Annotated in this window: 22 protein-coding genes; 4 read left to right on the plus strand and 18 right to left on the minus strand. The window is 72.5% G+C overall.

What is annotated here, in order from left to right:
- Positions 1-995: 995 nt before the first annotated feature.
- The 3 genes from ABEB28_RS30930 to pdhA are packed head-to-tail and all read right to left on the minus strand — an operon-like array spanning position 996 to position 4,816.
- Positions 996-2,624, minus strand: a complete 1,629-nt coding sequence (locus ABEB28_RS30930; protein WP_345731775.1) for a dihydrolipoamide acetyltransferase family protein — start codon at positions 2,622-2,624, stop codon at positions 996-998.
- A 12-nt stretch (positions 2,625-2,636) separates the two neighbouring features.
- Positions 2,637-3,620 (minus strand): alpha-ketoacid dehydrogenase subunit beta, encoded by a 984-nt coding sequence (locus ABEB28_RS30935; protein ID WP_345731776.1) that lies wholly within the window; start codon positions 3,618-3,620, stop codon positions 2,637-2,639.
- Positions 3,617-4,816, minus strand: a complete 1,200-nt coding sequence (pdhA, locus tag ABEB28_RS30940) for a pyruvate dehydrogenase (acetyl-transferring) E1 component subunit alpha (protein WP_345731777.1) — start codon at positions 4,814-4,816, stop codon at positions 3,617-3,619. The genes ABEB28_RS30935 and pdhA overlap by 4 nt, the downstream gene beginning before the upstream one ends.
- 475 nt (positions 4,817-5,291) lie before the next feature.
- Here pdhA and ABEB28_RS30945 point away from each other — a divergent pair, with 475 nt between their 5' ends.
- Positions 5,292-6,005, plus strand: coding sequence for a hypothetical protein (locus ABEB28_RS30945; protein ID WP_345731778.1), 714 nt, complete (start codon positions 5,292-5,294; stop codon positions 6,003-6,005).
- Here the strand turns inward: ABEB28_RS30945 and ABEB28_RS30950 are convergent, their stop codons facing one another.
- From ABEB28_RS30950 to ABEB28_RS30990, 9 genes are all read right to left on the minus strand, one after another.
- A complete protein-coding gene (locus ABEB28_RS30950) occupies positions 6,006-6,422 on the minus strand; it encodes a hypothetical protein (protein WP_345731779.1) in 417 nt (138 codons plus the stop codon). It abuts the gene before it with no gap.
- A gap of 130 nt (positions 6,423-6,552) precedes the next feature.
- Entirely contained in the window at positions 6,553-7,197 is a 645-nt protein-coding gene (locus ABEB28_RS30955; RefSeq protein WP_345731780.1) for a DsbA family oxidoreductase, read from the minus strand.
- 67 nt (positions 7,198-7,264) lie between these two features.
- Positions 7,265-8,098, minus strand: a complete 834-nt coding sequence (locus ABEB28_RS30960) for a phosphoribosylaminoimidazolesuccinocarboxamide synthase (RefSeq protein ID WP_345731781.1) — start codon at positions 8,096-8,098, stop codon at positions 7,265-7,267.
- Between the two features lie 41 nt (positions 8,099-8,139).
- Positions 8,140-8,271: a hypothetical protein gene (locus ABEB28_RS30965; RefSeq protein WP_345731782.1), complete on the minus strand. Its 132-nt coding sequence runs from the start codon at positions 8,269-8,271 to the stop codon at positions 8,140-8,142.
- A gap of 17 nt (positions 8,272-8,288) precedes the next feature.
- A complete protein-coding gene (locus tag ABEB28_RS30970) occupies positions 8,289-8,756 on the minus strand; it encodes a Dps family protein (RefSeq protein WP_345731783.1) in 468 nt (155 codons plus the stop codon).
- Positions 8,757-8,850: 94 nt separating this feature from the next.
- A complete protein-coding gene (locus ABEB28_RS30975; protein ID WP_345731784.1) occupies positions 8,851-11,901 on the minus strand; it encodes a GTPase in 3,051 nt (1,016 codons plus the stop codon).
- Positions 11,898-14,051, minus strand: a complete 2,154-nt coding sequence (locus tag ABEB28_RS30980; protein WP_345731785.1) for a GTPase family protein — start codon at positions 14,049-14,051, stop codon at positions 11,898-11,900. Before ABEB28_RS30980 ends, ABEB28_RS30975 begins: the two co-directional genes overlap by 4 nt.
- Positions 14,052-14,218: 167 nt before the next feature.
- A complete protein-coding gene (locus tag ABEB28_RS30985; RefSeq protein ID WP_345731786.1) occupies positions 14,219-15,100 on the minus strand; it encodes a hypothetical protein in 882 nt (293 codons plus the stop codon).
- A 99-nt stretch (positions 15,101-15,199) separates the two neighbouring features.
- Positions 15,200-16,624, minus strand: a complete 1,425-nt coding sequence (locus ABEB28_RS30990) for a T3SS (YopN, CesT) and YbjN peptide-binding chaperone 1 (protein WP_345731787.1) — start codon at positions 16,622-16,624, stop codon at positions 15,200-15,202.
- A gap of 268 nt (positions 16,625-16,892) precedes the next feature.
- Between ABEB28_RS30990 and ABEB28_RS30995 the strand changes: the two genes are divergently transcribed.
- Positions 16,893-17,369, plus strand: a complete 477-nt coding sequence (locus tag ABEB28_RS30995; RefSeq protein ID WP_345731788.1) for a hypothetical protein — start codon at positions 16,893-16,895, stop codon at positions 17,367-17,369.
- Here ABEB28_RS30995 and ABEB28_RS31000 read toward each other — a convergent pair.
- The 3 genes from ABEB28_RS31000 to mobA all read right to left on the minus strand — a co-directional run bounded on the left by ABEB28_RS31000 (position 17,366) and on the right by mobA (position 18,651).
- A complete protein-coding gene (locus tag ABEB28_RS31000; protein WP_345731789.1) occupies positions 17,366-17,695 on the minus strand; it encodes an MTH1187 family thiamine-binding protein in 330 nt (109 codons plus the stop codon). The genes ABEB28_RS30995 and ABEB28_RS31000 overlap by 4 nt on opposite strands.
- Positions 17,696-17,953: a DUF6457 domain-containing protein gene (locus ABEB28_RS31005; protein ID WP_345731790.1), complete on the minus strand. Its 258-nt coding sequence runs from the start codon at positions 17,951-17,953 to the stop codon at positions 17,696-17,698.
- 86 nt (positions 17,954-18,039) lie between these two features.
- The gene (gene mobA / locus ABEB28_RS31010) at positions 18,040-18,651 is read right to left on the minus strand and encodes a molybdenum cofactor guanylyltransferase (protein ID WP_345731791.1); all 612 of its coding nucleotides are present in this window, start codon (positions 18,649-18,651) and stop codon (positions 18,040-18,042) included.
- 46 nt (positions 18,652-18,697) lie between these two features.
- On the opposite strand from mobA, the gene fdhD reads away from it, so the two are divergent.
- On the plus strand, positions 18,698-19,522 hold the full coding sequence (gene fdhD, locus ABEB28_RS31015; RefSeq protein ID WP_345731792.1) for a formate dehydrogenase accessory sulfurtransferase FdhD: 825 nt from the start codon (positions 18,698-18,700) through the stop codon (positions 19,520-19,522).
- On the opposite strand, the gene ABEB28_RS31020 is transcribed toward fdhD, so the two are convergent.
- Complete coding sequence (locus ABEB28_RS31020; RefSeq protein WP_345731793.1) at positions 19,519-20,040, minus strand: hypothetical protein; 522 nt, start codon at positions 20,038-20,040, stop codon at positions 19,519-19,521. The two genes, fdhD and ABEB28_RS31020, sit on opposite strands and share 4 nt — an antisense overlap.
- A gap of 58 nt (positions 20,041-20,098) precedes the next feature.
- Positions 20,099-21,127 (minus strand): P1 family peptidase, encoded by a 1,029-nt coding sequence (locus ABEB28_RS31025; protein ID WP_345731794.1) that lies wholly within the window; start codon positions 21,125-21,127, stop codon positions 20,099-20,101.
- A gap of 164 nt (positions 21,128-21,291) precedes the next feature.
- On the opposite strand from ABEB28_RS31025, the gene ABEB28_RS31030 reads away from it, so the two are divergent.
- Entirely contained in the window at positions 21,292-22,161 is an 870-nt protein-coding gene (locus tag ABEB28_RS31030) for a fructosamine kinase family protein (RefSeq protein ID WP_345731795.1), read from the plus strand.
- A gap of 20 nt (positions 22,162-22,181) precedes the next feature.
- Here ABEB28_RS31030 and ABEB28_RS31035 read toward each other — a convergent pair whose 3' ends face one another.
- Entirely contained in the window at positions 22,182-22,622 is a 441-nt protein-coding gene (locus tag ABEB28_RS31035) for a MarR family winged helix-turn-helix transcriptional regulator (protein ID WP_345731796.1), read from the minus strand.
- Between the last annotated feature and the right edge of the window lie 9 nt (positions 22,623-22,631).

A 22,631-nucleotide genomic window follows, 5' to 3' on the forward strand; every position in this document is an offset into this window, starting at 1 on the left:
CCCGGCCGGAGACTGGGCGCCCGGCGACTGCGGGGCCGGCGACTGCGGGGCCGGCGACTGCGGGGCCGGAGACTGGGCGGGCGGAGGCGCAGCCGCGGGGGCTTCCGTGGCTGGAGGGGCCGCGGTGGGCTGCGCCGCCGAAGGCGGGATGACCTGCGTCGCCTCGGGGTCCTCCGGCGCCGAGCCGGCACCCGGCGCGGCGGGCGCTCCCGAGGTCGGCGCGTCGGACGACGGCCCAGAGGTCGGTGCGGCCGGCGATGCCTTCGGATTCGGCTCCGAGGGGGACGACGGCTCTGGTGGGCGACTGCCCTCGGTCATCGCGACGACTCCTCCACCGGTGCGGATACGGTCCGAGACTGGGACGCTATCGGGTCAACCGGTGACAGAGTACGAACACCGCAACTCCTGTCACACGCCGACGCCGATTTACCCGCAGCCGACGCCGCTACCCGCCGCAAATGCCGAAAGCCCGGTGCCTCAACGGGCACCGGGCTTTGGGGTCGTGGAGGTGGCCACGACCGATCGAGAATCGCGCCGGCGGGGTCAAGGCCCGCCGAGGCCGGGTCAGCTCAGTGAGCTCTGCCGACTCGCGATCTCGAGGATCTCGTCGCGCATCGAGCCTGCGGGCACCCGTGCCAGAACCCTGTCGAGGGCCCGAGCACGACGGTGCGCAGTGCGCCGCTCACGGAGCCGCTGGGCTAGCGTGGACACGGTACCGCCTTCTTTCCGTCGTCGTATTGGCTTGTACACCTTCAATAATGCGCCTAGTAGCGCATTTATTCCATGGAAATTACGGTGAGACGCCCCACGGTGCGGGTGTCAGCGGGCTAACGGTCGGAGCGCCACCGCTCTGCTTTCCTGACCGCTACATCGGCGCTCTCCGCCGGATCTGAGCTCGCACTCGCGGGTGCAACGACTGCGCACCCGAGCCGCACCAACACCGCGGCCCCTCCGCGCGGTGCGGAGAGGCCGAGGTGTTGCAAACAGCAGACGCGTCAGGCCCAGGCGAGCGCGGTCCTCTCCGGGTCCTCGAGGAAGCGCCCGACGTCGGCGAGGAACTTCGATCCACCCTCACCGTCGACGATCCGGTGGTCGAAGGAGAGCGCGAGCTGACACACCGCGCGCGGCTTCACGACCCCCTTGTGCACCCAGGGACGCTCGGCGATCTGCCCGACGCAGAGGATCGCCGCTTCGCCGGGATTGAGGATCGGCGTCCCGGCGTCCACGCCGAACACACCGACGTTCGTGATCGTGAGGGTGCCGCCGGACAGGTCCGCCGGTGGGGTGCGTCCGGCCTTCGCCACGGCCACCAGCGAGTCGAGCGCGGACGCCAACTCGGGCATCGTGAGCCGCCCGGCGTCCTTGATGTTCGGGACCATCAAGCCGCGCGGGGTGGCGGCGGCGATCCCCAGGTTCACGTAGTCCTTCAGCACGATCTCGGCGCCGTCCGGGCCATCCACCCAGCAGGCGTTGAGCTCCGGATGCCGCCGCACGGCCTGCACCACGGCCTTCGCTACCAGCAGCAGCGGTCCCACCCGGACGTCGGCGAACGCGGGATTCTCCCGCAACCGCCGGACCGCCCGCAGCGTCCGCGTCACGTCGACCGTGAGGAACTCGGTGACGTGCGGCGCGGTCGCGACGCTGGTCACCATGGCTTCCGCGGTCAGCTTCCGTACGCCGCGGACCGGTACCCGCTGCTCCCGCACGTCGGATGCTGTCGGTGCCGTCTGCGTCGGCTCGGTCGGTACGGCTGTGGCGGACGCCGCGGCGCGGCGCACGTCGTCGCGGCTCACCGTGCCGTCCGGGCCCGTCGCCGGCACCGTGGCCAGGTCCACGCCGAGGTCGCGCGCGAGCTTGCGGACCGGCGGTTTGGCCCGTGGACGGGCGGTGGTGGCCGGGTGCGGCCGGGCGGTGGATCTGGTCGGCAGCGCGGAGACCGTTCCGGCCGCGGTGGCCGCCCGCTCGGCCGCCCGGCCCATCTCCAGCCCGCCGTGACGGACCGGTTTCGCGCCGGCGGCCAGGGCGTCGGGGATGGTGGGGAGCAGCGACAGCGTCTCGTCCGGCGCGGGTTCGGCCCGGTCACCGGAGAGGCCCGCGCCGCCGACGGCGGGGGTGTTCTCCGGCTCCGGGAGGGCACGACGGGCACGGCGGCGAGCCGGACCGCTGCGCGGCCCGTAACCGACGAGCACCGGTGTCCGTCCGCCGGGCGTGTCGGTGGTGCCACCGTCGGGAGTGCCGCCGTCGTCGGTGCCCGCGTCCGGCGCTGTGCTCCCCGGTACGGCGGTCACTCCCGGGGACGTGTCCGCCCCCGAAGTCGCTGCTCCCGTCGCGTCCGAAGCCGCTCGTGACGGGACGTTCGGCGGCGGGGAAGCCGCGCCCGGTGCGGTGTCGATCGCGATGAGAGGCGAACCGACCTCGACGGTGGACCCCTCCTCGTGATGGAGCGCGGTCACCACGCCGGCGTACGGCGACGGGATCTCGACCGCCGCTTTCGCGGTCTCCACCTCGACGATCGGCTGGTTGAGCGTCACCGTGTCACCGGTCGCCACCAGCCAGCGCAGGATCTCTCCCTCGGTCAGTCCCTCGCCGAGGTCGGGCAAGTCGAACGTGCGGATATCGGCCATGGGTAACGCTCCTCAGAAGCCGAAGGACCGGTCGACCGCGTCGAGCACTCGATCCAGGTCGGGGAGGTAGTCGTCCTCCAGCCGGGACGGGGGATACGGCGTGTCGTAGCCGGTCACCCGAAGCACCGGCGCCTCCAGCGAGTAGAAGCACCGCTCGGTGACCCGAGCCGCGATCTCCGCCCCCATCCCCAGCGTGCCGGGCGCCTCGTGGACGACGATCAGCCGGCCGGTGCGCTCCACCGACGCGTACACCGCCTCCAGGTCGAGCGGCGAAAGCGTGCGCAGGTCGATGACCTCCAGGTCACGCCCGTCCTCGGTGGCGGCTTCGGCGCTCTCCAGCAAGGTCCGCACCATCGGCCCGTACCCGACCAGCGTCGCGTCGGTACCCGGCCGGACCACCCGAGCGGCGTGCAGCGGGTACCAGTCGGCCGCTGGCACGTCGTCGGGCACCTCGCCCTTCTCCCAGTACCGCCGCTTCGGCTCGAAGAAGATCACCGGGTCGTCGGACGCGACGGCCTGCTGGATCATCGTGTAGCCGTCCGCCGGATTCGAGCAGGTCACGACCTTCAGACCGGCGGTGTGGACGAAGTACGCCTCCGGCGACTCGCTGTGGTGCTCGACCGCGCCGATGCCGCCGCCGTAGGGGATCCGGATGACGACCGGCAGCTTCACCTGGCCCTGTGAGCGGTAGTGGATCTTCGCGAGCTGGCTGACGATCTGGTCGTACGCGGGGTAGACGAACCCGTCGAACTGGATCTCGCAGATCGGCCGATAGCCGCGCATCGCGAGGCCGATCGCGGTGCCGATGATCCCGGACTCGGCGAGCGGAGTATCGATCACCCGGTGCTCTCCGAAGTCCTTCTGCAGACCGTCGGTGACGCGGAAGACGCCGCCGAGCCGGCCGACGTCCTCACCCATGATCAGCGTTTTGGAATCGGTGTCCAGCGTGTTCCGCAAGCCAGCGTTCAACGCCTTGGCCAACGACATGGACGTCATCGACGGCTCCCTTCCCGGCCGGGGACGGTACTCCGCTCGGTTTCGGCGTCAGAAGCTAGGAATTCCGACTGATAGGCGAGGAAGGTTTCGCGCTGCTCCTGCAGGGCTCCGTGCTCACCGGCGTAGACGTTGTCGAACAGGCTCTCCGGTGTCGGCTCGGGCAGTGCGAGGCAGCCCGCCCGGACTTGTGCTGCCAGCGCGTCGGCCTCGGCGTCGATCTCGTCGAAGAAGCCCTGGTCGGCGATCTGCTGGCGCACCAGGAACGAGCGGAGCCGCTCGATCGGGTCGCGCAGCCGCCACTCCTCCAGCTCGGCGGCGATCCGGTAGCGGGTCGGGTCGTCGGACGTCGTGTGCGCGCCCATCCGGTAGGTGAACGCCTCGATGAACGAGGGGCCCTGGCCGTGCCGGGCGTCGTCCAGCGCCTGCCTGGTCACCGCGTAGGTGGCCAGTACGTCGTTGCCGTCGACCCGGATACCGGGGAAGCCGAATCCGGCGGCGCGCTGGTAGAGCGGCACCCGGGTCTGCCGGTCGGTCGGGGCGGAGATCGCGTACTGGTTGTTCTGGCAGAAGAAGACGACCGGCGCGGTGAACGCCGCGGCCCAGACGAACGCCTCGTTGACGTCGCCCTGGCTGGTGGCGCCGTCGCCCAGGTAGGCGATCACGGCTTGGCCGTCGTCCCCGCCGACCTGGCCGTCCTTCTGGATACCCATCGCGTAGCCGGTCGCGTGCAGGCACTGGGCGCCGATGACGATCGCGTACATCGCGAAGTTGTGGGCGTGCGGGTCGGCGGCGCCCAAGTCGACGCCGCGGAACATCCGGAGTGCGTGCAGCGGGTCGACGCCCCGGCACCAAGCGACGCCGTGCTCGCGGTAGGTCGGGAAGGCCATGTCCTGTGCGCGGAGCGCACGACCGGAGCCGATCTGCGCTGCTTCCTGTCCGAGCAGGGACGCCCACAGGCCGAGCTGGCCCTGGCGTTGGAGTGCGGTGGCTTCCGCGTCGATGCGTCGGACGAGAACCAGATCGCGGAAGAAGCCGCGGTACTCGGCGTCGGTCAGTTCGACGTCGTAGTCGCTGTCGTGGACGCGCTCGCCCTCGGGGGTGAGCAGCTGGACGAAGCCTCGTTCGGCGGTCCCAGCCTCGCCGAGCGAACGGGCCTCGCCGAGCGGACGGGGGTGGTCGGGGACGGACTCGGACATGCCGATCTCCTCGCTCGTGCCTCCGGCGCGGGGTCACCGCACCGATGGTGGTCGATGAGGCTTGTTCGGGGACGGCTCGCGCGGCCGGTGGTCAGGCCTTTTGTCCGTGAAGGCCAACCGCGGTGCGCCGAACCCGAACGAGTCTCATACCGGTGCCGCTCACAGGGGTGGCGCGGGCGACACCGGGCGTTTTGGTACAGCAAGGGCAACGGTGGCCCTCGTCGCCAGCATGTCAGACCGCTGCCCGTCGGCGCCTGGAAGAACCCGAAGCGCAACTCTCCGGTCGCTTCCGCGAAGCCCGGTCGGGCCGGTGAACGCCGCAGTCCACCGATCGGCCAACCGAGCCTGGGCGAACGCCGGGGCTACCAGGCTCGCCGGTGACCGGAGCGCGGCGGACCATGGAACTCGTCAGCACGGCAGCGCCGGTACGTCCCCGGTCGCCGTCGCTCGGTGACGACGGGGAGGAGGAGCGGTGATGCGGCAGGCAGGACAGGGCCTGAATCCCGGTGGCGCACGGCACCGGCTGCGCACGGCTCGTCGTCCCCGTCGCCGCCGAGCACAGGTGGGCGGATTGTTCGCGTTGTGTGCGCTCGCGACCGGTTCGACGGCAGCGCTGCTCGTCGTCGCGAACGCCGGGGTCGACCTGGTGCAGATCAAACCCCAGCAGGCCGTGCCGCCCCGAGCGGACGGATTGCCGGCTGGCCAAGCCGGTTCGGTGACGCCGTCCCGGGAGCCGGCGTTCGGTTGGTCGGAGCGTGAGGCCCGGCGTCCGTACGTGGCTGAACGTCGGCGCACGCCGCCGCCGCCGCGCGGGACGGTCCCGCGCTCCTCGTCGTACTTGCCGTCCCACCGGCCCTTGTCCGCACCGTCACCGACGGGCGGCGCCCGGGAAACCGACGTCGCGCTCCCGGACCAGTGGGCTGGACCGTCGGACCCGGATGACCACTCGGATCCGGTTGAGGAATCGCCATCGGCGACACCGACACCTGGCGAGTCGGGCGCGGCGACGTCGCGGTCCGCGCCGGCGTCCCCTGGGGAGGGGTCGGCCCGGCCGGACGACGCCGCGTCCGACTCCGCCGGGCGGCCGGCCGTCGGCGTCGTGAGCGTGCAGCCGACGCCTCCGACGCCGTCGATCACCGCGCCGCCGGAACCCACGCCGCGCGCCGACGTCGCGGCTCCCGGCGGCTGATCAGGCCCACGGGGCGCCGAGGATGCGTGGGCGCAACACCGGCGGCCGGGTGCTGGGCGGTGGCGGCTCCGGCTCTTCGTCCTCCTCGGGTGGCGGACTCAGCTCGCCGAGGAGTTCCTCGAGGTCCGCAGAGACCGACGGGTCCACCAACATCGCCTGCAGGAGCAGTTGCTGGGCCCGGCTCTCCTGATCGTGGGTGATCTGGTCCAGCAGGCCGGCCGGGGCGTGGGAGACCGCCTGGTTGGTCTCCTCGAGCAGCTCGGCCTGGACCTCCTCACGACCCCGGTGGCCGTGGCCGAGCACCTGCACGAATCGCGCCTTGACGGCGGGCCAGTTCTCGGTGGCCGCGGCGGCGACGATCACGGGTCCGCCCGCCGCAGCGACACGATGCAACGTCGCCAACAGTTGCGCGTCCACGCGTCCTCCCAGCACCGCTTAAGCCGCCGGGTGAACCTTGACCCGGACCGGCGAGCCGGGGCAAGGAGACACTCACAGCATCCTATCTATAACTCTTGGTAACGGTATAGAGGGAATGCCCCGATTCTGACTAGGTAGACGCTCCGGTCTTGTCGTAGGCCTTCGCGAGTGCCTGCGCGAACACCTCGGTCGGTTGGGCGCCGGACACGCCGTACCGTCCGTCCAACACGTAGAAGGGGACGCCGGTGATGCCCAGGTCACGCGCCTGCTGCTCGTCCGCCCGCACCTCATCGGCGTAGCGGTCGCCGGCGAGCACCGCGCGCGCCTCGTCGGCGTCCAGACCGGCGTCGGCAGCCAGTTCTACCAGCGCGTCGACCGTGTGCACGGACTTCGCCTCGCCGAAGTGCACCGCGTAGGCGTGATCCAGGAGCTGTTGCTGCTTGCCCTGGTCGGTGGCCCAGTGCGCGAGCCGGTGGAAGTAGAACGTATTGCCCGCGTGGCGGTTGTGGTCGTACCCGAGGCCTTCGGCAGCCGCAGTCGCGGCGAGCCTCGCCTCCGCGGCCTCGACCTGGCCACGCGACATCCCGAACTTGCCGATGAGCATGTCGGTGACGGGCACGGTCTTGTCGGTCGGGTGCGTCGGGTCGAGCTCGAACGAGTGGTACACGACCTCGACGTCGGCGCGGTGTTCGAAGTCGGCGAGCGCCTTCTCGAACCGGCGCTTGCCGACGTAACACCACGGGCAACCGATGTCCGACCAGATGTCTACACGCATGCCGCCTATCGTTGCTCGGCGGACGCGTAACCGCACCGGCGGGACGACCGGCGACCGCGGCCGTGGATCAGGCCGGCGGCCAGGTCAGGCCGGTGATCCGCTCGTAGCCCTCGATGTAGCGCGCCTGCGTGGCCGCGACGATGTCCGCCGGGATCTCCGGCGCGGGCGGCTGCTTGTTCCACCCGGTGCCGGCCGCCCAGTCGCGGACGAACTGCTTGTCGTACGAGCGCTGCGACCGTCCGGGCTCCCACTCGTCCGCCGGCCAGAACCGCGACGAGTCCGACGTCAGGACCTCGTCTCCCAGCACCAGGGTGCCGTCGGTAGCCCACCCGAACTCGACCTTCGTGTCGGCGACGATGATCCCGCGCTCGGCGGCCAGGTCGGCGCCCCGGCGGTAGATCTCCAGCGTCAGGTCGCGCAGTCGGGCCGCGTCCTCGGTGCCGACGGTCTTCTCGACTTCGGCGTACGAGATCGGTTCGTCGTGGCCCTCGGTGGCTTTCGTCGACGGCGTGAAGATCGGTTCGGGCAACTTCGAGCCGTCGACCAGTCCGGGAGGCAGCGAAATCCCGGAAACCGTGCCGGTCGCCCGGTACTCGGTCAGACCACCGCCGGTCAGGTACCCACGAGCGACGCATTCGACCGGGGCCATCCGGAGGCGACGGCACCGCACCGCGCGTCCGGTCCACTCCGCGGGGACGTCGGTGCTGATCACGTGGTTCGGCACCACGTCGGCGAGCTGGTCGAACCACCAGAGCGAGAGCTGGGTGAGGACCGCGCCTTTACCCGGGATCGGGGTGGGGAGCACGACGTCGTAGACCGAGACCCGGTCCGATGCCACCAGGATGAGGTCGTCGCCGTCCAGGTAGACGTCCCGCACCTTGCCGGAATGAAGTAGCTCCACGTGTCCCTCTCCTGGATGACTCGCCATCGGCGGTCACCAGGCTAGTTGTTCGCGTCGTGGCTCCCGTTGCGGGCGGACGCCGGGGAGCGGGCGGCGGACGCCGGGGAGCGGGCGGCGGACGCCGCGAGGCGGGCGTCCGGATGCCCGGGGCCCGCCTCGTGGGGACGAATCATGCGTTGTCAGTTCTGGATCAGCGCGTCTGCGCCCGGAGCATCCACAAGTGCTTCTCCAGGCCGCTGACGATCTGCACGACCAGGTCGTGCGAGATCGGGTCCTTCTCCTCCAGCGTCTCCAGCGTCTCGCGAGCCCGAGCGGCTACCGCGCCGATCTCGTCGGCGACCAGCGCGACGGTCTCCTGGGCGTCGAGCCAACCGGTCCGGAAGTCCGCCACCGGCGACTTCGCCGCCGCTGCCGGGCGACCGTCGATGCTGACCTCCAGCGCGACGGCCCGCTCGGCCGCGTCGTCGGAGTACGTCCGCACGTCGGCCAGTACCTCGTCGAGCTGCTCGTGCACCTGCTTGAACGTCGGCCCCTGGACGTGCCAGTGCGCCTGCTTCAAGTTGAGCGACAGGGCGATCAGGTCGACCGCGATGCCCTCCAGAAGGTGACCCACCTCGGAGCGGACGGCTTCGTCCAGGGCGGTGGAACGCGTACCCATATCGAATCCCTCCTTGGGACGAGGCTGTTTTCCTGTCCCAAGAAGGGGTGACCTGTCTGGTTACCGAGAAACTGGCTCGTAGGTCACAGACTTCTCAGCGCTGACCGGGAACACGCGACCGGGAGCCTTCGTCGTCGGCGGGGTCCGGATCCGGCGCGGGTGGCCGCCCGAACGGGTCGTCGCCGTCGTCCGTCGTGGCCCACCAGCGGTCGACGACGTCGGCCGGCTCCTTTCGGCGGCCGCCGAAGAGCCCGCGCAGGCCCTTGCGCTCGGACCGCGCCGCTGGGGCGGGCTCCGCCGTTGCCGGCTGACCCGCCGTGTCCGGTCCGGCTGCGCCGGTGGTGGACGCGCGGGCAGCGGCGTTTCTCGGCGTATCGGGCCGCGACGTGTCGGACCGCGACGTAGCGGGGCCGTCCGATGCGGCGTCGGGTGCGTCCGGCGTGGGGGACGTGCTCGGCGTGGGCGACGCCGCAGGGGCCTGGCGGGCCGCTGGGCGCGTACGGGCCCAGACGACCTCCGGATCGGCTTCCACGGCCGGGCGGGGCGGAGGCGCCGGGGGGAGCTTCGTCCCCGGACGCCGAGCGAGCGGCGGCCGGGCACGGCTCGACGGCGCCCCGGTCGGAGCTGCGCTATCGGTCGGACGCGGGCCGTCGGCCGGGCCTGGGCCGTCGGTCGAGCGGAGGCTGTCGAACGGGCGTGGGCCGTCGGTGGGACGGGGGACGTCGGTGGGACGGGGGCCGTCGGTGGAGCGCGGGCCGTCGGTGGAGCGCGGGCCGTCGGTCGGGCGGCGCGGGCTGTCGAACGGACGGGGGCCGTCGGTGGGACGGGGGACGTCGGTCGAGCGGGGCGCGGGCGGCCGGGAGGTTGGTGTGGTCGGCGTGGATGCGGCGGCCGTCGGTTCCGCCAGCGGACTCGGTAGGTTCCGGCGCGGAGTAGCCGGCGCGGTCGGAGGGGTCGCGGGCGCAGGCGGAATCGCACCGCGGCGGACGCCGTCCGGCGCGGGGGGCGGCGGTACCGGCCTCGTGCCGCCGCCTGCCTCGGGACCAGGAGGTGTGCTCCCGGGTGCCCCGGACAGCATCGTGCTCGGACGGCTGTGTCCCGCCTCCGCAGCCGCTGGCAGCGCGGGCCGCGTCGGGCCCGCCGGCTGCTGCGGCCCGCCGGAACCGGACTGCGGGCGCTCGGGCGACGCGGGGCTCCGGAACGGATCCGCCGACGGCTGGCCCGGGGCGCCACCGGAGCGTGGCCCGGCGAGCGGAGCTGCACCGCCCGATGGCGGACGGGCGTCCGGCGGCGCTGCCTCCAGGGGCGACGGGCCAGGACCTGCGGCGCGCGCGCCGGGAACATGCGTGCGGGGAACGCCGGTGCTGGGGACGCCGGGACCGTCGGTGCCAGGGATGCCGGGGATGTCGCCGCGTCCGGTGGCGTACGGCTCGTCGTCGCTGGCGGGGCGGGGCACGGCCGAGGCCGAGTGCGACCGCGGGACCGGCACACCGAAGTCGATCAACGCATCTCGCACCTGCGCATACGCGCTGAGCTCGGCGCGCACCGGCGCCAGCACGCGCTCTCGGGCCACGGTCGTCACCGCGTCGAGCACCGCTTGTTCGGCCCGCAGCCGGGCCAATCGTGCGCCCCGGCTCGCCAGCCCCATACCGACCAGATGCAGGATCGGCCCCAGCAGGAGTCCGCCCAGCAACAAGCCCACCGGCAACACCAACGCCCCGGTCTCCGGCGCGTTCTGCGAGCCGCCGACCGCTGCAGCGATGGCCAGCCCGAGAGTCCAGGCGACACCGCCCAGCAGCGCGAGCACCATCAGGTACTGCAGGATCCGGTACCCCCACCACCACGCCGGACGCCGGGCCAGGCCCAGGTCGGCGGTGGCCACGGCCCGGTCGAGAGCGTCCGGCAAGGCGTCCAGCTCCGACCGCGCGGCGCGGTGGACCAGCCGGGGCCAAGGCTCGGGCAGCGCGTTCGCCGCGTCGTCCGCCAGGTGGCGCAGCGCCTCTTCGACCTGCGGCCGCTGCACCGGGTGGAAGACCGTGGGCCGGGCGGTGGTGCGGGCGGTGCCCCTGTTACGAGGTCCCTTGCCCGCCTGGTCGCGGAGCGGTGCCAGCGGATCGACCTTCGCCCGCCCGAACCAGTGGATCAGCGGCCAGCCGAGGTTGCGGTTCGCAGTGAACTTGTAGCCGCGTTCCACGGCCTCTCCGACCGCGGCGGCACCGGCCGCCTCGGACAGGGTCGTGTAGAGCCGCTTGGCCGAGCCGCGGTCCACGTCCTCACGGACCTCGGGACCGGCGAGCGGAGCCAACTCGTGAGCGACGTCGTCCAGGTCGGCAGCGAGCCGCCGCACGGCCGCCTGCCGGGAGGCGACCGTGGTCGTGATCCGCTCCCGCAGCTCGAACAGACCGTCGCCGCGGAGGGCCGACATCGGCACCAGCGGCACGCCGCGCAGCCCGTCGGCGTCGAGCAGCCGGCGCACGTCGGCCAGACAGGCCTCGGCGTCGGCTTGGCTGAGCAGGTCGATCTGGTTGAGCACGACCACGGTGACGCCCGCGTGCCTGGACAGCCGCCGGAGGTAACGGGAGTGCACTGCCTCGTCCGCGTACTTCTGCGGGTCGAGCACCCAGACCAGCAGGTCGACGAGCTCGACCAGCCGGTCGACCTCCAGTCGGTGCGCCAGCTGCGTCGAATCGTGATCCGGTAAGTCGAGCAGGACGAGACCGCGCAGCTCGGCCTGGGTGTCGGCGTCGAGCGCGCTCTCCCGGGCGGTGCGGTTGTCGTACGGGATGCTCAGCCAGTCGAGCAGCGGCCCGGCACCGTCCGGGCCCCAGACGCAGGCGTGCGGAGCGTTGGTGACCGGACGTCGGACACCGACCTCGGACAGGTCGAGCCCGGCCAGCGCGTTGTACAGCGACGACTTGCCGCTACCGGTGGCGCCGGCGAGCGCGACGACCGTGTGCGCCGGCGACAGCGACAGACGTTCGGTGATCTGCCGGGTCACGTCCCGGGCCGACCGCAGGTAGTGGTCGTCGACGCGGCCGTCGACCACCCCCATCACTCGCTCCAGCGACGTGAGCCGGGCAGCGATCGAAGGCGGTTCGTCGGCCGGGAGGACCGGGCTGGGTAACCCGGCGGACGGTCGGCTCATCGCGACACCTCCCGCGAGTCGTCGGCCGAGCCGGCGGAACTCGCCGGGGCGCCGGTGTCCGGGCCGGTCGGGCGGGGTTCGGCGGCGTCGGTGCTCACGGGATCGACGTTAGTCCCCACGGCCCCGCTCGTGGGTGCCCCATCCACAGCCGCTGGAGCTTCATCCACAGGTTTTGGCGGGCCATCCACAGACTCGGGCGAGTTGCTCACAGAGTCCGGGGTCTCATCCACAACGTCGGGCGACTCGTCGGTGCCGGCGGTCTCCGCCGTGCCGGGCTTAACCGGAGCCGGCGTGGCCGGCCGCAGATCGAGCGTGAGCGCAGGCTGCGGCGTCGCCAGCGGCGAAACCGCAGGCGCGGACGGGCCGGACGGCGCGGCGGCGGTCTGGGCCGGGGTGGGCCGGTCGTCAGAAGGTGCCGCCGGAAGAGCTGGTCGTGTCGGCGGGTCGGCGAACAGGTCCGCGACCACGCCCCGGTGCCGGTCGACCGCGCGGGCGGCGTCCCGGAGTCGGTCGATCAGCCGGGCGGGCGGCTCCAGCTGGTCGAGACGGGCCGTGAACCGGCGCTGCTCGGCCACGAGCGCCGAGCCGAGCCGGTCGAGCAGGTCGGCGCGGGCCGTCCGGGCGGCGGCACGGACGCCGTCGTCCTCGAAGACTTCGGCGAGTAGTTCGGCGGAGAGCGTCACGGTGCCGCCGGCGACGTCGACCTCACGTCCGACCGGCAGCGTGCCCTCCTCGAGCGCAGCGGCGACCACCACCGGCATCGCCGCTGCCCGCATGCTGCCGTCGGCCCTGGCGACCGAGGCGTCGACGTCGTCCAGCCACGCGCGGGCCGCGTCCTCGGCGTTCTTGGCGGCGTCGGCGGACGCCCGGTCACCCGCTGCGTCGACGGCCGCGGCACCACCGGGGCTCTTCCGCCACGCCGCGACCAGCTCCGTCGTCGCCTCGTCGACGATCGAGGTGAACAAGCGCACGACGCCGCCGACCAGCCCGGCTCGGATCCGTGCGGCCCGGATCGAGGGCTGGCCGGTCAGAACGCCGCTCCGGGAGCCGGCCCGAGCCTCCAGGATCGCGACCAGGCCACCGTTCCCGGCGTACTCCTGCCACCGACCGACGATGTCACCGCGGAACAGGACGCCGTCCTCGACGGCCGCGCGCAGTCGGGTCTCGGCGGCCCCGAAGACCTGGCCGACGTGGTCCCGCAGCGTCGCCACCGCTTCCCGCTGGGCCTTGGTGGCGTCGGCGACGGTGTCGACCCGGTCGCTGACCGTGGCCAGCGCGCCGGTGAGCGTCTGCCGGACGATGCCGAGACGCTGCGCCGGTGAGGAGCTGATCCGACCGGTCCACATCCGCAGCGAGCGCAGCACCTGGTCGGGCAGCAGGCCGTCCTCGTCGAGCGTCACCTGCTCGATGACGAACAGCGGCGCGGCGCCGAGCCCTTCGGCCCGCAGCAACTCGCGGAGGTGGGTGCTGACCGTCGCGTGCGCCAGGTGATTGACCCGGGAGAGCACCACCGCGATCGAGGCGCCGCGTGCGACCGCCGACCGCAGTAGCTCCCACGGCACGGCGTCGGCGTACCGGGCCGCGGTGGTGACGAAGATCCAGAGATCGGCGGCGTCCAGGAGCCGCACGGCGAGCCGCCGGTTCTCGGCCTCGACCGAGTCGACATCCGGCGCGTCCACCAGCGCGAGGCCGGGCGGCACCGCGTCCGACTCGAGAACCCGCAGCGTGCCCGGAGTCCCGTCGGCCGACCGAGGCAGCGACGGGAGCGGGCCACCCACCAGGAACGTGCCGAAGTCGTCCGGGTGGCAGACCAGGACCGGTGAGCGCGTCGTCGGACGCAGCACCCCGGCCGGGCTGACCGGCGTCCCGACCAGCGTGTTCAGCAGCGTCGACTTGCCGCCGCCGGTTGAGCCGCCGATCACCAGCAGTGGCGGCGTCCGCGGCCGGGACAGTCGCGGCAGGAGGTAGTCGTCGATCTGGTTCGTGAGGCTGCCTGCTGTGCGGGCGGCGTCCTCTCCACCGCGGAGCGGGAGCTCTAACCGCACCTCGCCGAGGGCCGCCCGGAGCGTCTCCAACGCCGCGATCAGCCGGTCGGCGTCGGATCCTGCCCGCGCGGCCGGCAGAGCGCGCACACCCCCGTCGGTCGTCACCCCGAGCCCTGCCCTTCGCTCTTCGGATCCCACTGCCGCTGTTGCGGACCCACAACTGGCGCGCCGGCGTCGCCGGCGTCTCCGCCTCGGAGATTACCGCCGTGGGGCCGGGCGAATACGACGAACTTCGCCAAGCCCCGACCTGGGAGAGAGCGAGCGTAAACCCCTCAGTCGGCGTCGCCGAGGTCGGCCAGCGCGGCCTCCACTTCGGCGAGCTCACGCCGGAGCCGTTCGGCCTGCTCCTCCGCCTCCGCCCGGGCGGCGGACACGATCTCCTCCACCGCCTCGGCGACGGCCGGGGAGTCGAGCTGCCCGACCATCCGGAGCGCGTCGGCGGCCCGAACCGGCGTCGGCTTGATCAGCACGCGGGCGCCGCGAGCTGCGGACACCGTCCACTGACCCTCGTGGTGGCCGAGCGTGACGGTCAAGTCGGGCGCACGCTTGCCGGACGCCTTCCGCGCCGGACGGCTCTTGGCCGACGCGCTCGCGTTCGCCGGGGTGGCCGGCGTGGCGGTGGCCTTGCTCGCGGGCTTCGCGACGTCGGCCTGCTTGGCAGCGCCGGACGGCTTCGCCGCGCTCGCCGCCTCTGCGGGCGTGGACGGGGTGGCCGCGGGCGCCGTCACCGGGCGGGTGGAGCCCGAGGTGGCCGCCGCCACCGCGACGCCCGGTTGCGCCTTCACGGACCCGGCCGCGGCGGGCGGCGCAACCGGCGCCCCGGCGGTCGGTGCCGAGCCGGTCGGTGCTGGGGCGGCCGGTGCGGCAGCAGCGCTCACCGGCTGCTTGGCCGCGGCGGCTGGTGCCTTCTGGCGCGGCGGCTTGGGCGGCAACTGCAGGTCGCCGGGGGCGAACGGGAGCTCGTCACGCCCGAAGCGGACCACGACCCACTCGTCGGCGGACGGGTCGTCGAACCGCACTACCTGACCGATCTGGCCGGCAACCTGACCGGCGGCGGAAGTGAACTGGACCTTGGGTTTCCGTCCGGCCTCGACCGCCGTACGGAGCGTGTCGAGGTCGGCAGTGGACAGCCCTCGGCTGCGGGTGGTCGGCATCCTGCCTCCTCCAATGCGCGCTGGCCCTGTCGCGGCCGCGTCTTGCAGGAGTTCCTACCAGAGCCCACCGACGAAACCCGGCACCGGGAACGTCGACATCTACAGGTACATGCCGGTGCGCTCGCCGTGCGTGCCGGGCTCCCGACGCTCGGGCAGGGCTTCGCCGAAGAACACCTTGCCGCCGAAGTCGCCCTGGAGGCGGTCGTCGAGGACGTCGGCCAGCCCGGTCATCACCCGGATCGCGGTGGACAGGTGGGTGGGCTGGAAGTCCGTGCCGAACACGCCGACCGAGGCCCAGACCGTGTCGTCCTCCAGGTAGAGGCGGCCGACCGGCAGCGTCTTGGTCAGCGCCGACAGCCGCTCGTAGAGGCGCTGGGTCGCCCGTACCTCGGTGAGCACCGGCGAGGACACCTCGACCAGCGGCGGGTCGTCGGTGATCCGGACGAACACCATCGCCGAGCCGCTGCGGATCGCGATGTCTCCGTCGGCGTCCACCGGTAGCTCGTCCACCGGGCGGGACAGCAGTTGGGAGACGACCGCGCGGACGCGGTCGGGCAGCGGCGCCCCTGGGTCGTGCGCCGCCGGCGCGCCCGCCGTCCCACCGCCGCCGGGAACACGACGCGCTGCGCCCAGCGCAGGCACCTCCACCTCGCCCTCCAGCGCGGTGGCCGAGTAGGTCAGGAACGCGGGGTGCGGTGTCCCGTAGACCTCGCGCAGCGTCCGGACGGCGATCGCGGCGAGGCGGTCGGCGTCCGACGTCGGCATCTGGATACCGAAGTTGTCGGTCGTACCGTCGACCACTCCCGGTGGCGACCAGCCCAGTGCGACCAGATCGGCGATCGCGTGCCGGTCGAGGCGGTGGCCGGGCGGGAGTGCGGCGTTGCCGACGGCCTCGGCGTGCAGGAGGTTCTCGTCGAACATCACGAACTCGACGGTGTAGGTCGCATCGCCGGTGCCGCCCGCGGTGGGGTCGAGCGTGAGCGTGAGCTGCGCACCGAGTTCCAGGTGGGCGAGGACGGCGGCGAGCTCGGTGCGGAGCTCGGCCCAAGCGGCTTCCACCTTGGCACCGAGGTCCACCGTCGCGGGGTCCTCGGGCAAGGGCAGCGGCGTCGCTGACTTCAGCACTGGCCCCTCATCGTCGATCGGCTCGTTCGGTTGGTGGTGGTCGGGATCCTCGCCCAGTTCGAGGAAGCGGTCGAGGACGAGCTTGCGGAGGCGCCCGGTGTTCCGGAGCGAGCGCAAGTAGACGAGCTGGGCTTCGGCGCCGCGCGGTGCGGTCTCGTGGTCGCCCAGGCCGGCCGCGCGCAGTCCGGCGACGACGTCCGCCCGGGCGTCGGCGTCGGTGGCCAGCCAGCGGTCCCGAAGGACCGGCCAGGCGATTCGGACGAAGTCGACGCGCGGTACCGATCCGAACGTGGCACGGAGTGCGGCTGCCGGGCCGCCCGCCACCTCTTCCAGCGCGAGTTCCCGCGCTAGTTCGGCGGCCAGCCTGGTCGGCACAGTCGACCAGTCGAATCCCGGCATGGCGCCTCCTGTGTCATCCGTCCGCGCGTGGCACGCCCCGGCGAGTCGCGTCCGGGTCACCCTAGGGCCTCCACCATCCTGCGATTGATCGGGCGCAGCCAGCATCCGCTGACCAGACCACCAGGGACTGGTGCTCCGGTGACCCGGTCTGACGCGTGGCCGACTCAACAGTCCTTCCATCACCTTTGGAATCGCACACTCGGTCGGGCGGTGCTGCTCCGTTGAGGCATCGGACACCGGCCCGCGATGTGAAGGAGAAATGAGAGTCATGACAGTCCGCGCAGGCGGGTTCATTGCTGCGGCGGCCGTCCTGGCCACGCTGGTCTCCGGCTGTTCGACCTCCGACGACGACCAGGTGCGGACCGCGTTGGCCGAGTACCTGGACGAGGTCGGCGAGCAGGACTACCGGGAAGCTTGCGACCTGCTCGAGGCGTCCACCAGGCAGCGGCAAGGCCGCGATTGCCCGGCCGCGCTGAGCAAGCGGTACGCCGACCTGTCGGCCGCGGTCCGCAGCGACCTGGACAAGATCCAGATCGACCGGGTCACGGTGAAGGGGTCGACCGCGACGATCACCGACCGCAACATCGAGGTCGTGCAGACCGTTCGCACGACGAAGAAGGACAAGAACGGTAAAAAGAAGACGACCACCAGCACGAGCCGCCACACCGCACCCGACCTGAGCAGCGGCAACGGCTTCACGCTGGTGAAGAGCGGCGACAACTGGCTGGTCAGCGACGGTATTTAGCCCTCGGCGAGGTGCCGTTCGACGGTCGCGACCTTGCTGGTCAGACCGTCGGTGACGCCGGGTCGGATGTCGGCTTTGAGGACGAGGCTGACCCGCCCGGCGCCGGCACCGGCGGCTTCGACGGCCCGCTTGACGACGTCCATGACTTCGTCCCACTCGCCCTCGATCGACGTGAACATCGCATCGGTGCGGTTGGGTAGTCCGCTCTCCCGGACGACGCGGACCGCCTCGGCGACCGCCTCCCCGACCGAGTCTCCGACGCCCATCGGGCTGACCGAGAACGCGACCAGGACGTTGCGGGTCACGGAGGGTTCAGGGCCGGACACCTAGTCCTCCAGGGTGGTCTCGGAGACCCGGTCGGGATTCCACCCCTCCGCCAGGGCGGAGATCTTCGCGGCGGTTTCCCGCGGGTCGGCGCCGGCGCCGACCGCGAGGCCGAGCAGGAACGTGGTCAACGGGGCCGCCGGACGGGCCACCCCGTGGGCCACGTCCCTGGCGAGGTCGAGCACCAGGGAACGGTCCACTGATTCGGTCAGGCCCAGCTCGAGGCTGACTGCCGCGACCCAGTCGTCGAGAGTGCTCATCCGCCTGCCTTCCTCTCCCCGGCCGGTGGCCGGTGCAGGTTCGGACCGAGTTCAGGCGAACTCGGCCGACGCTGGTCGAAATGAGTTCATTGGCCGGACGCTCGGCGCGCAAACGCTTCGGCGGCACGGACGTCGTCGGCATCGTCGCAGTCGAGCCACGGCGGGGCCCCGTCGGGGCGGTCCGGCGCCGCGATCCGCGCCAGGTCGAGCCGAGTGACCACCCGGCGCAGCGGTACGCCGGTCGGCGGTCCCACCGACGCCACTGCGTCGGCCAGCGCCTCCAGCCGGTAGACGCCGGCCAGGTACTGGTCGCGCCCGTCCGGGTCGACGAGCACCGCGCCGTCGCGGCCGTCCGCGCCCCGTCGAAGTGCGGTGATCACTGCTGGGCTGAGAAACGGCAGGTCTCCGGCGAGCAACGCCAACCGGGAAATCGGCTGCTGAGCGGCGTCGCCCAATGCAGTGAGACCGGCGGAGAGCGCGGCAACCGGGCCACCACCGGGGGGTTCCTCGCGCACCATCCGCACGTCGGGTGGTGTCGGCTGGGGCGGGCCGACCACGACCCGGGGCGCAGCGTCGGGTACCGCGGCGAGGACGCGGTCGAGCAGGCGGACGCCACCGACGAGCAGGCCCGGCTTGTGTACGCCGCCCAGCCGTCGCGCGGAGCCACCCGCCAGAACCAGCGCGCCGTACGGATCCACAGGCTTCACCGTACGGTTGGGACCGGAACGCCGCGAGGAGGACGCCATGGGCAGGGTGACCGGGCGCAGGCCGGTGATACGGATTTCCGGCTCCGATCAGACTCGTCGGCCCGACACGCTCGTGGTCGAGGAGCCGCTGGAGATCCGGGTCGGCGGACAGCCGTTAGCGGTGACCATGCGCACCCCGGGCGACGATCTGGAGCTGGTCCACGGCTTTCTGCTCAGCGAAGGTGTGATCACGTCGCCGGAGCAGGTGGCCGGCGCTCGGTACTGCCTCGGCACCGGGCCGGACGGGCAGAACACCTACAACGTGATGGACGTGGTGCTGGCCGCCGGAGTTGCGCCACCGTCGCCGGACATCACCCGGAACGTCTACACGACCAGCTCGTGCGGGATCTGCGGTAAGGCGTCGATCGACGCGGTGCGGACGCAGAGCGCGTTCACGGTGGCCGAGGATCCGCTGCGGATCGGCGTCGACGTGCTGGCCAAGCTGCCCGACCGGCTGCGCGCCTCCCAGCGGGTCTTCGACCGCACCGGCGGACTGCACGCGGCGGCGCTGGCCGGCCCGGACGGAGAGCTCGGGACCGTCCGCGAGGACGTGGGCCGGCACAACGCGGTCGACAAGGTGCTCGGAGCGGCGCTGGTCGCCGGTCAGGTGCCCGCAGCCGGTCAGGTGCTGATCGTGAGTGGCCGCGCGTCGTTCGAGTTGGTGCAGAAGGCCGTGATGGCCGGCGTGCCCGCGCTGGCCGCGGTGTCGGCGCCGTCGACGCTCGCCGTGGACCTGGCGGTGGAGGCCGGGATGACGCTGGTCGGGTTCCTGCGCGGCGACACGATGAACGTCTACGCCGGGGCCGAGCGGATCGTTTTTTAGAGCCCGAACTCCAGGATGTCGGGGCCGTCGGACGAGTCGGCGGGCACGGGGGCCCTGCGCTGGTGGTGACGTCCGCCGTCGGACACCGGCACCGCACGCGGCTTCGCCCGTACCTCGACGGTTTTCAGCTGGGCGACCACCGACGGGGGTGCGGCGGATCGATGGACGTTCGGCAGCACCAGCCCCAGCCACCCACCGACCGCTGTGCATGCCCCGCCACCCAGCGCGGCCGGGAGCGCGTCCAACGCGGGGTGCAGCAACTCGGCGTTTCGTCCCCAGCCGATCAGCACCGCGCCTGCAACGGCCACCACGACCGCTGCCGGCCAGGCCCGGTGGGGTCCTCCGGTCAGCGACACCGACGCGTGCCCGGCCGCCGCGCCGATCCCCACGTAGGACAGCAGCAAGAAGAGCGGCGGCAGCAGCGCCGGGCCCATGATCGACACCCAGGCGAGTGCGCTCTCGTAGAGCAGGAGCGCGATGAGTGCGGCGGCCGCGCCGACGGCCCAAGCCCGTGCCATGAGGCGTCACGGTAGCGCTGAGCGACTCACCGGGATACCTGAATCGTCGTTAACCTCGTTACCGGACCGCGCTGGGGAACAGTGCCTGGTACGAACGGGCCTCCGCCCGGTCGGACGCGGCGAGGACGCCGTGGGCGATCGCCCGGCTCAGACAGTCCGCCGCCACGATTTGGACACCACGTTGGTCACGCCCGGTGAGCGGAGCACCGTCGCCGGTGGAGAGCGCGAACACGGTGTCGCCGTCGGTGATCGTGTGCGCCGGACGCAGCGCCCGGGCCAGGCCGTCCTGCGCTGCCGAGGCGAGCCCGCCGCAGCCGGCCTTGGTGAGTGAAGCATCGGTCACGATCACGCCGAGCGTCGTGTTGAAGTTGAAGCGGCCGGGCTCGGACGGGCCGACCCAGCGCTCGACCTCGGCGGGATCGGGTCGGTGCAGCCCGAACTCGCCGGGCAGGCCCTGCTCGCTCCCGTAGAGCGATCCCGTGGCCGGGTCGACGGCGCTGCCCGCGGCGTTCACGACGGCGAGCGCGGCGACCGTGTGTCCGGAGGAGAGCACGATGCTGGCGGTCCCGACGCCGCCGGCCAGGCCACCGGCGTGGGCACCGGTTCCCGCACCGACCGAACCCTGGTCCACGTGGGTGTCGACGGCGGCGTCGTAGGCGGCTGCGCCGAGTGCCGGGTCAGGAGTGGAGCGGAAGTTGCCGCCGCGTCCGAGGTCGAAGATGACCGCGCCGGGGACGATCGGCACGACCTCGTGCGGCTGGCTCCCGATCGGATAGCCGATCCCGGCGTCCGCGAGTCGGCCGACGACGCCGTCGATCGCTGCGAGGCCGAACGCGGAGCCGCCGGTCAGGACGACGGCGTGGATACGTTCGACGAGTTTGCGTGGGTCGAGCAGGTCGGTCTCCCGGGTGCCGGGGCCGCCGCCACGGACGTCCACGCCCGCGACCGCTCCGCCCGGCGGCGGCAGCACGACCGTGACGCCGGTGAGCCAGCCGTCACCGCGCCGTTGGGCCTGTCCGACTCGGATACCGGCGACGTCCACCAGGCTGTTCGTCGGCCCGGTGCCGACAACGGTCGGGATGCTCATGGAGCCACTGAACACCACGCGGTCGCCCGACCCGCAGGCGGCGGCCTCTCGCAGGCGGCGGCCTCCGTCGCGCGCGGAGAAGCCGGAGCCGGATTTCGGCGCTACCGGGCCGCCACCGTTCCGGAGCGCGCACCCATCGAGCCGCGGGGCTCTACGGTCGGCGGGTGGACCTCGAGTACCTACGCGCACACCCGGAGACGATCCCGCGGCTGGTCGAGCACCAGCGGATCCGGATCACCCCGCTCGGCGGCGCGAAGGGCGGGCGGGTCGAGCGCTGGACGCTCGACGACGGCACCGACCTCTTCGCGAAGGTCACGGCAGAGCCGAGCGACGCGCTGCCGGCCGAGGGGCGGTCCCTGCGGTGGCTCGCGGAGCCGGGGGTCGCGGCGGTGCCCGAGGTGTTGCTCGCCGTGCCGGAGATGCTGGTCACCGCGTGGGTCGACGGGGGCCCTGCCACGGTGGCGGGTGCCGAGCGGTTCGGGCGGGAACTCGCCGCACTGCACGCCAGCGGTGCGCCGACGTTCGGAGCCGAGTCCGACGGCGTGCTGGCCACGCTGACACTCCGCAACACACCGGAGCCGGACTGGCCGACGTTCTACGTGAAACATCGGTGCGAGCCGTTCCTCCGCCAGGCCCGGGACGCCGGGGCGCTGACCGCCGCCCAAGCGTCCACGATCGACGCGGCGCTCGAACGCGTCGCGGATGCGGCCGGACCGCCGGAGCCACCTGCGCGCCTGCACGGCGACCTCTGGTCGGGCAACGTCCTGCCCGGCCGGGTGGGGGACGTGGACGGGTGGTGGCTGATCGATCCGGCGGCGTACGGCGGCCATCGCGAGACGGACCTGGCGATGCTGGCGCTGTTCGGCGCACCGCACCTCGATCGGGTGCTGGCGGCGTACGACGAGGTGACGCCGTTGGCGCCCGGCTGGCGCGACCGGGTCGGCCTGCACCAGCTCCATCCGCTACTGGTCCACTGCGTCCTGTTCGGAGCCGGGTACGCGAGCCAGACGCTGGCGGCGGCACGCTCGTTCTGAGCGCTGCACATTGTTGGCCGTCAGAGCGGCGCCAAGCGTGCAACGCCTCGGGACGGCGGGCGCTCCAGGTTCTCGCTCATCCGGCGCAGCGTCGTCACCGTCGTCAGGTAGTCGTCTTCGGAGAGGCCCTCCGTCGCCCGTTGCCGCAGCGCAGCCACCTCGGCGCGTAGCCCGCGCAGGGCCTCCTGCCCGTCCTGGGTGAGCGCATACGGTTCGTCGGTCACCCAGCCTTGCCGCTGGAGGTCTGCGAGCACCTCGGGAACGGAGACCGCCTCGCCTCCGAGGAAGGGCGCCAACTCGTCGGCGATCCTCGCTCCCGAGTGCGCATCCGCCGCCAGCAGGTTCATCACCTGCCAATGGCGCCGCGCGATCCGCCGCTCGGTCAGCGTCAGCGCGAACGCCTCCTCCAGCAGCCGGTCGACGCTCTTCACCCAGTACCCGATCGGCCGTTCGTCGGTCATGGCCAACTC

Source organism: Cryptosporangium minutisporangium (assembly GCF_039536245.1).
Classification (GTDB): domain Bacteria; phylum Actinomycetota; class Actinomycetes; order Mycobacteriales; family Cryptosporangiaceae; genus Cryptosporangium; species Cryptosporangium minutisporangium.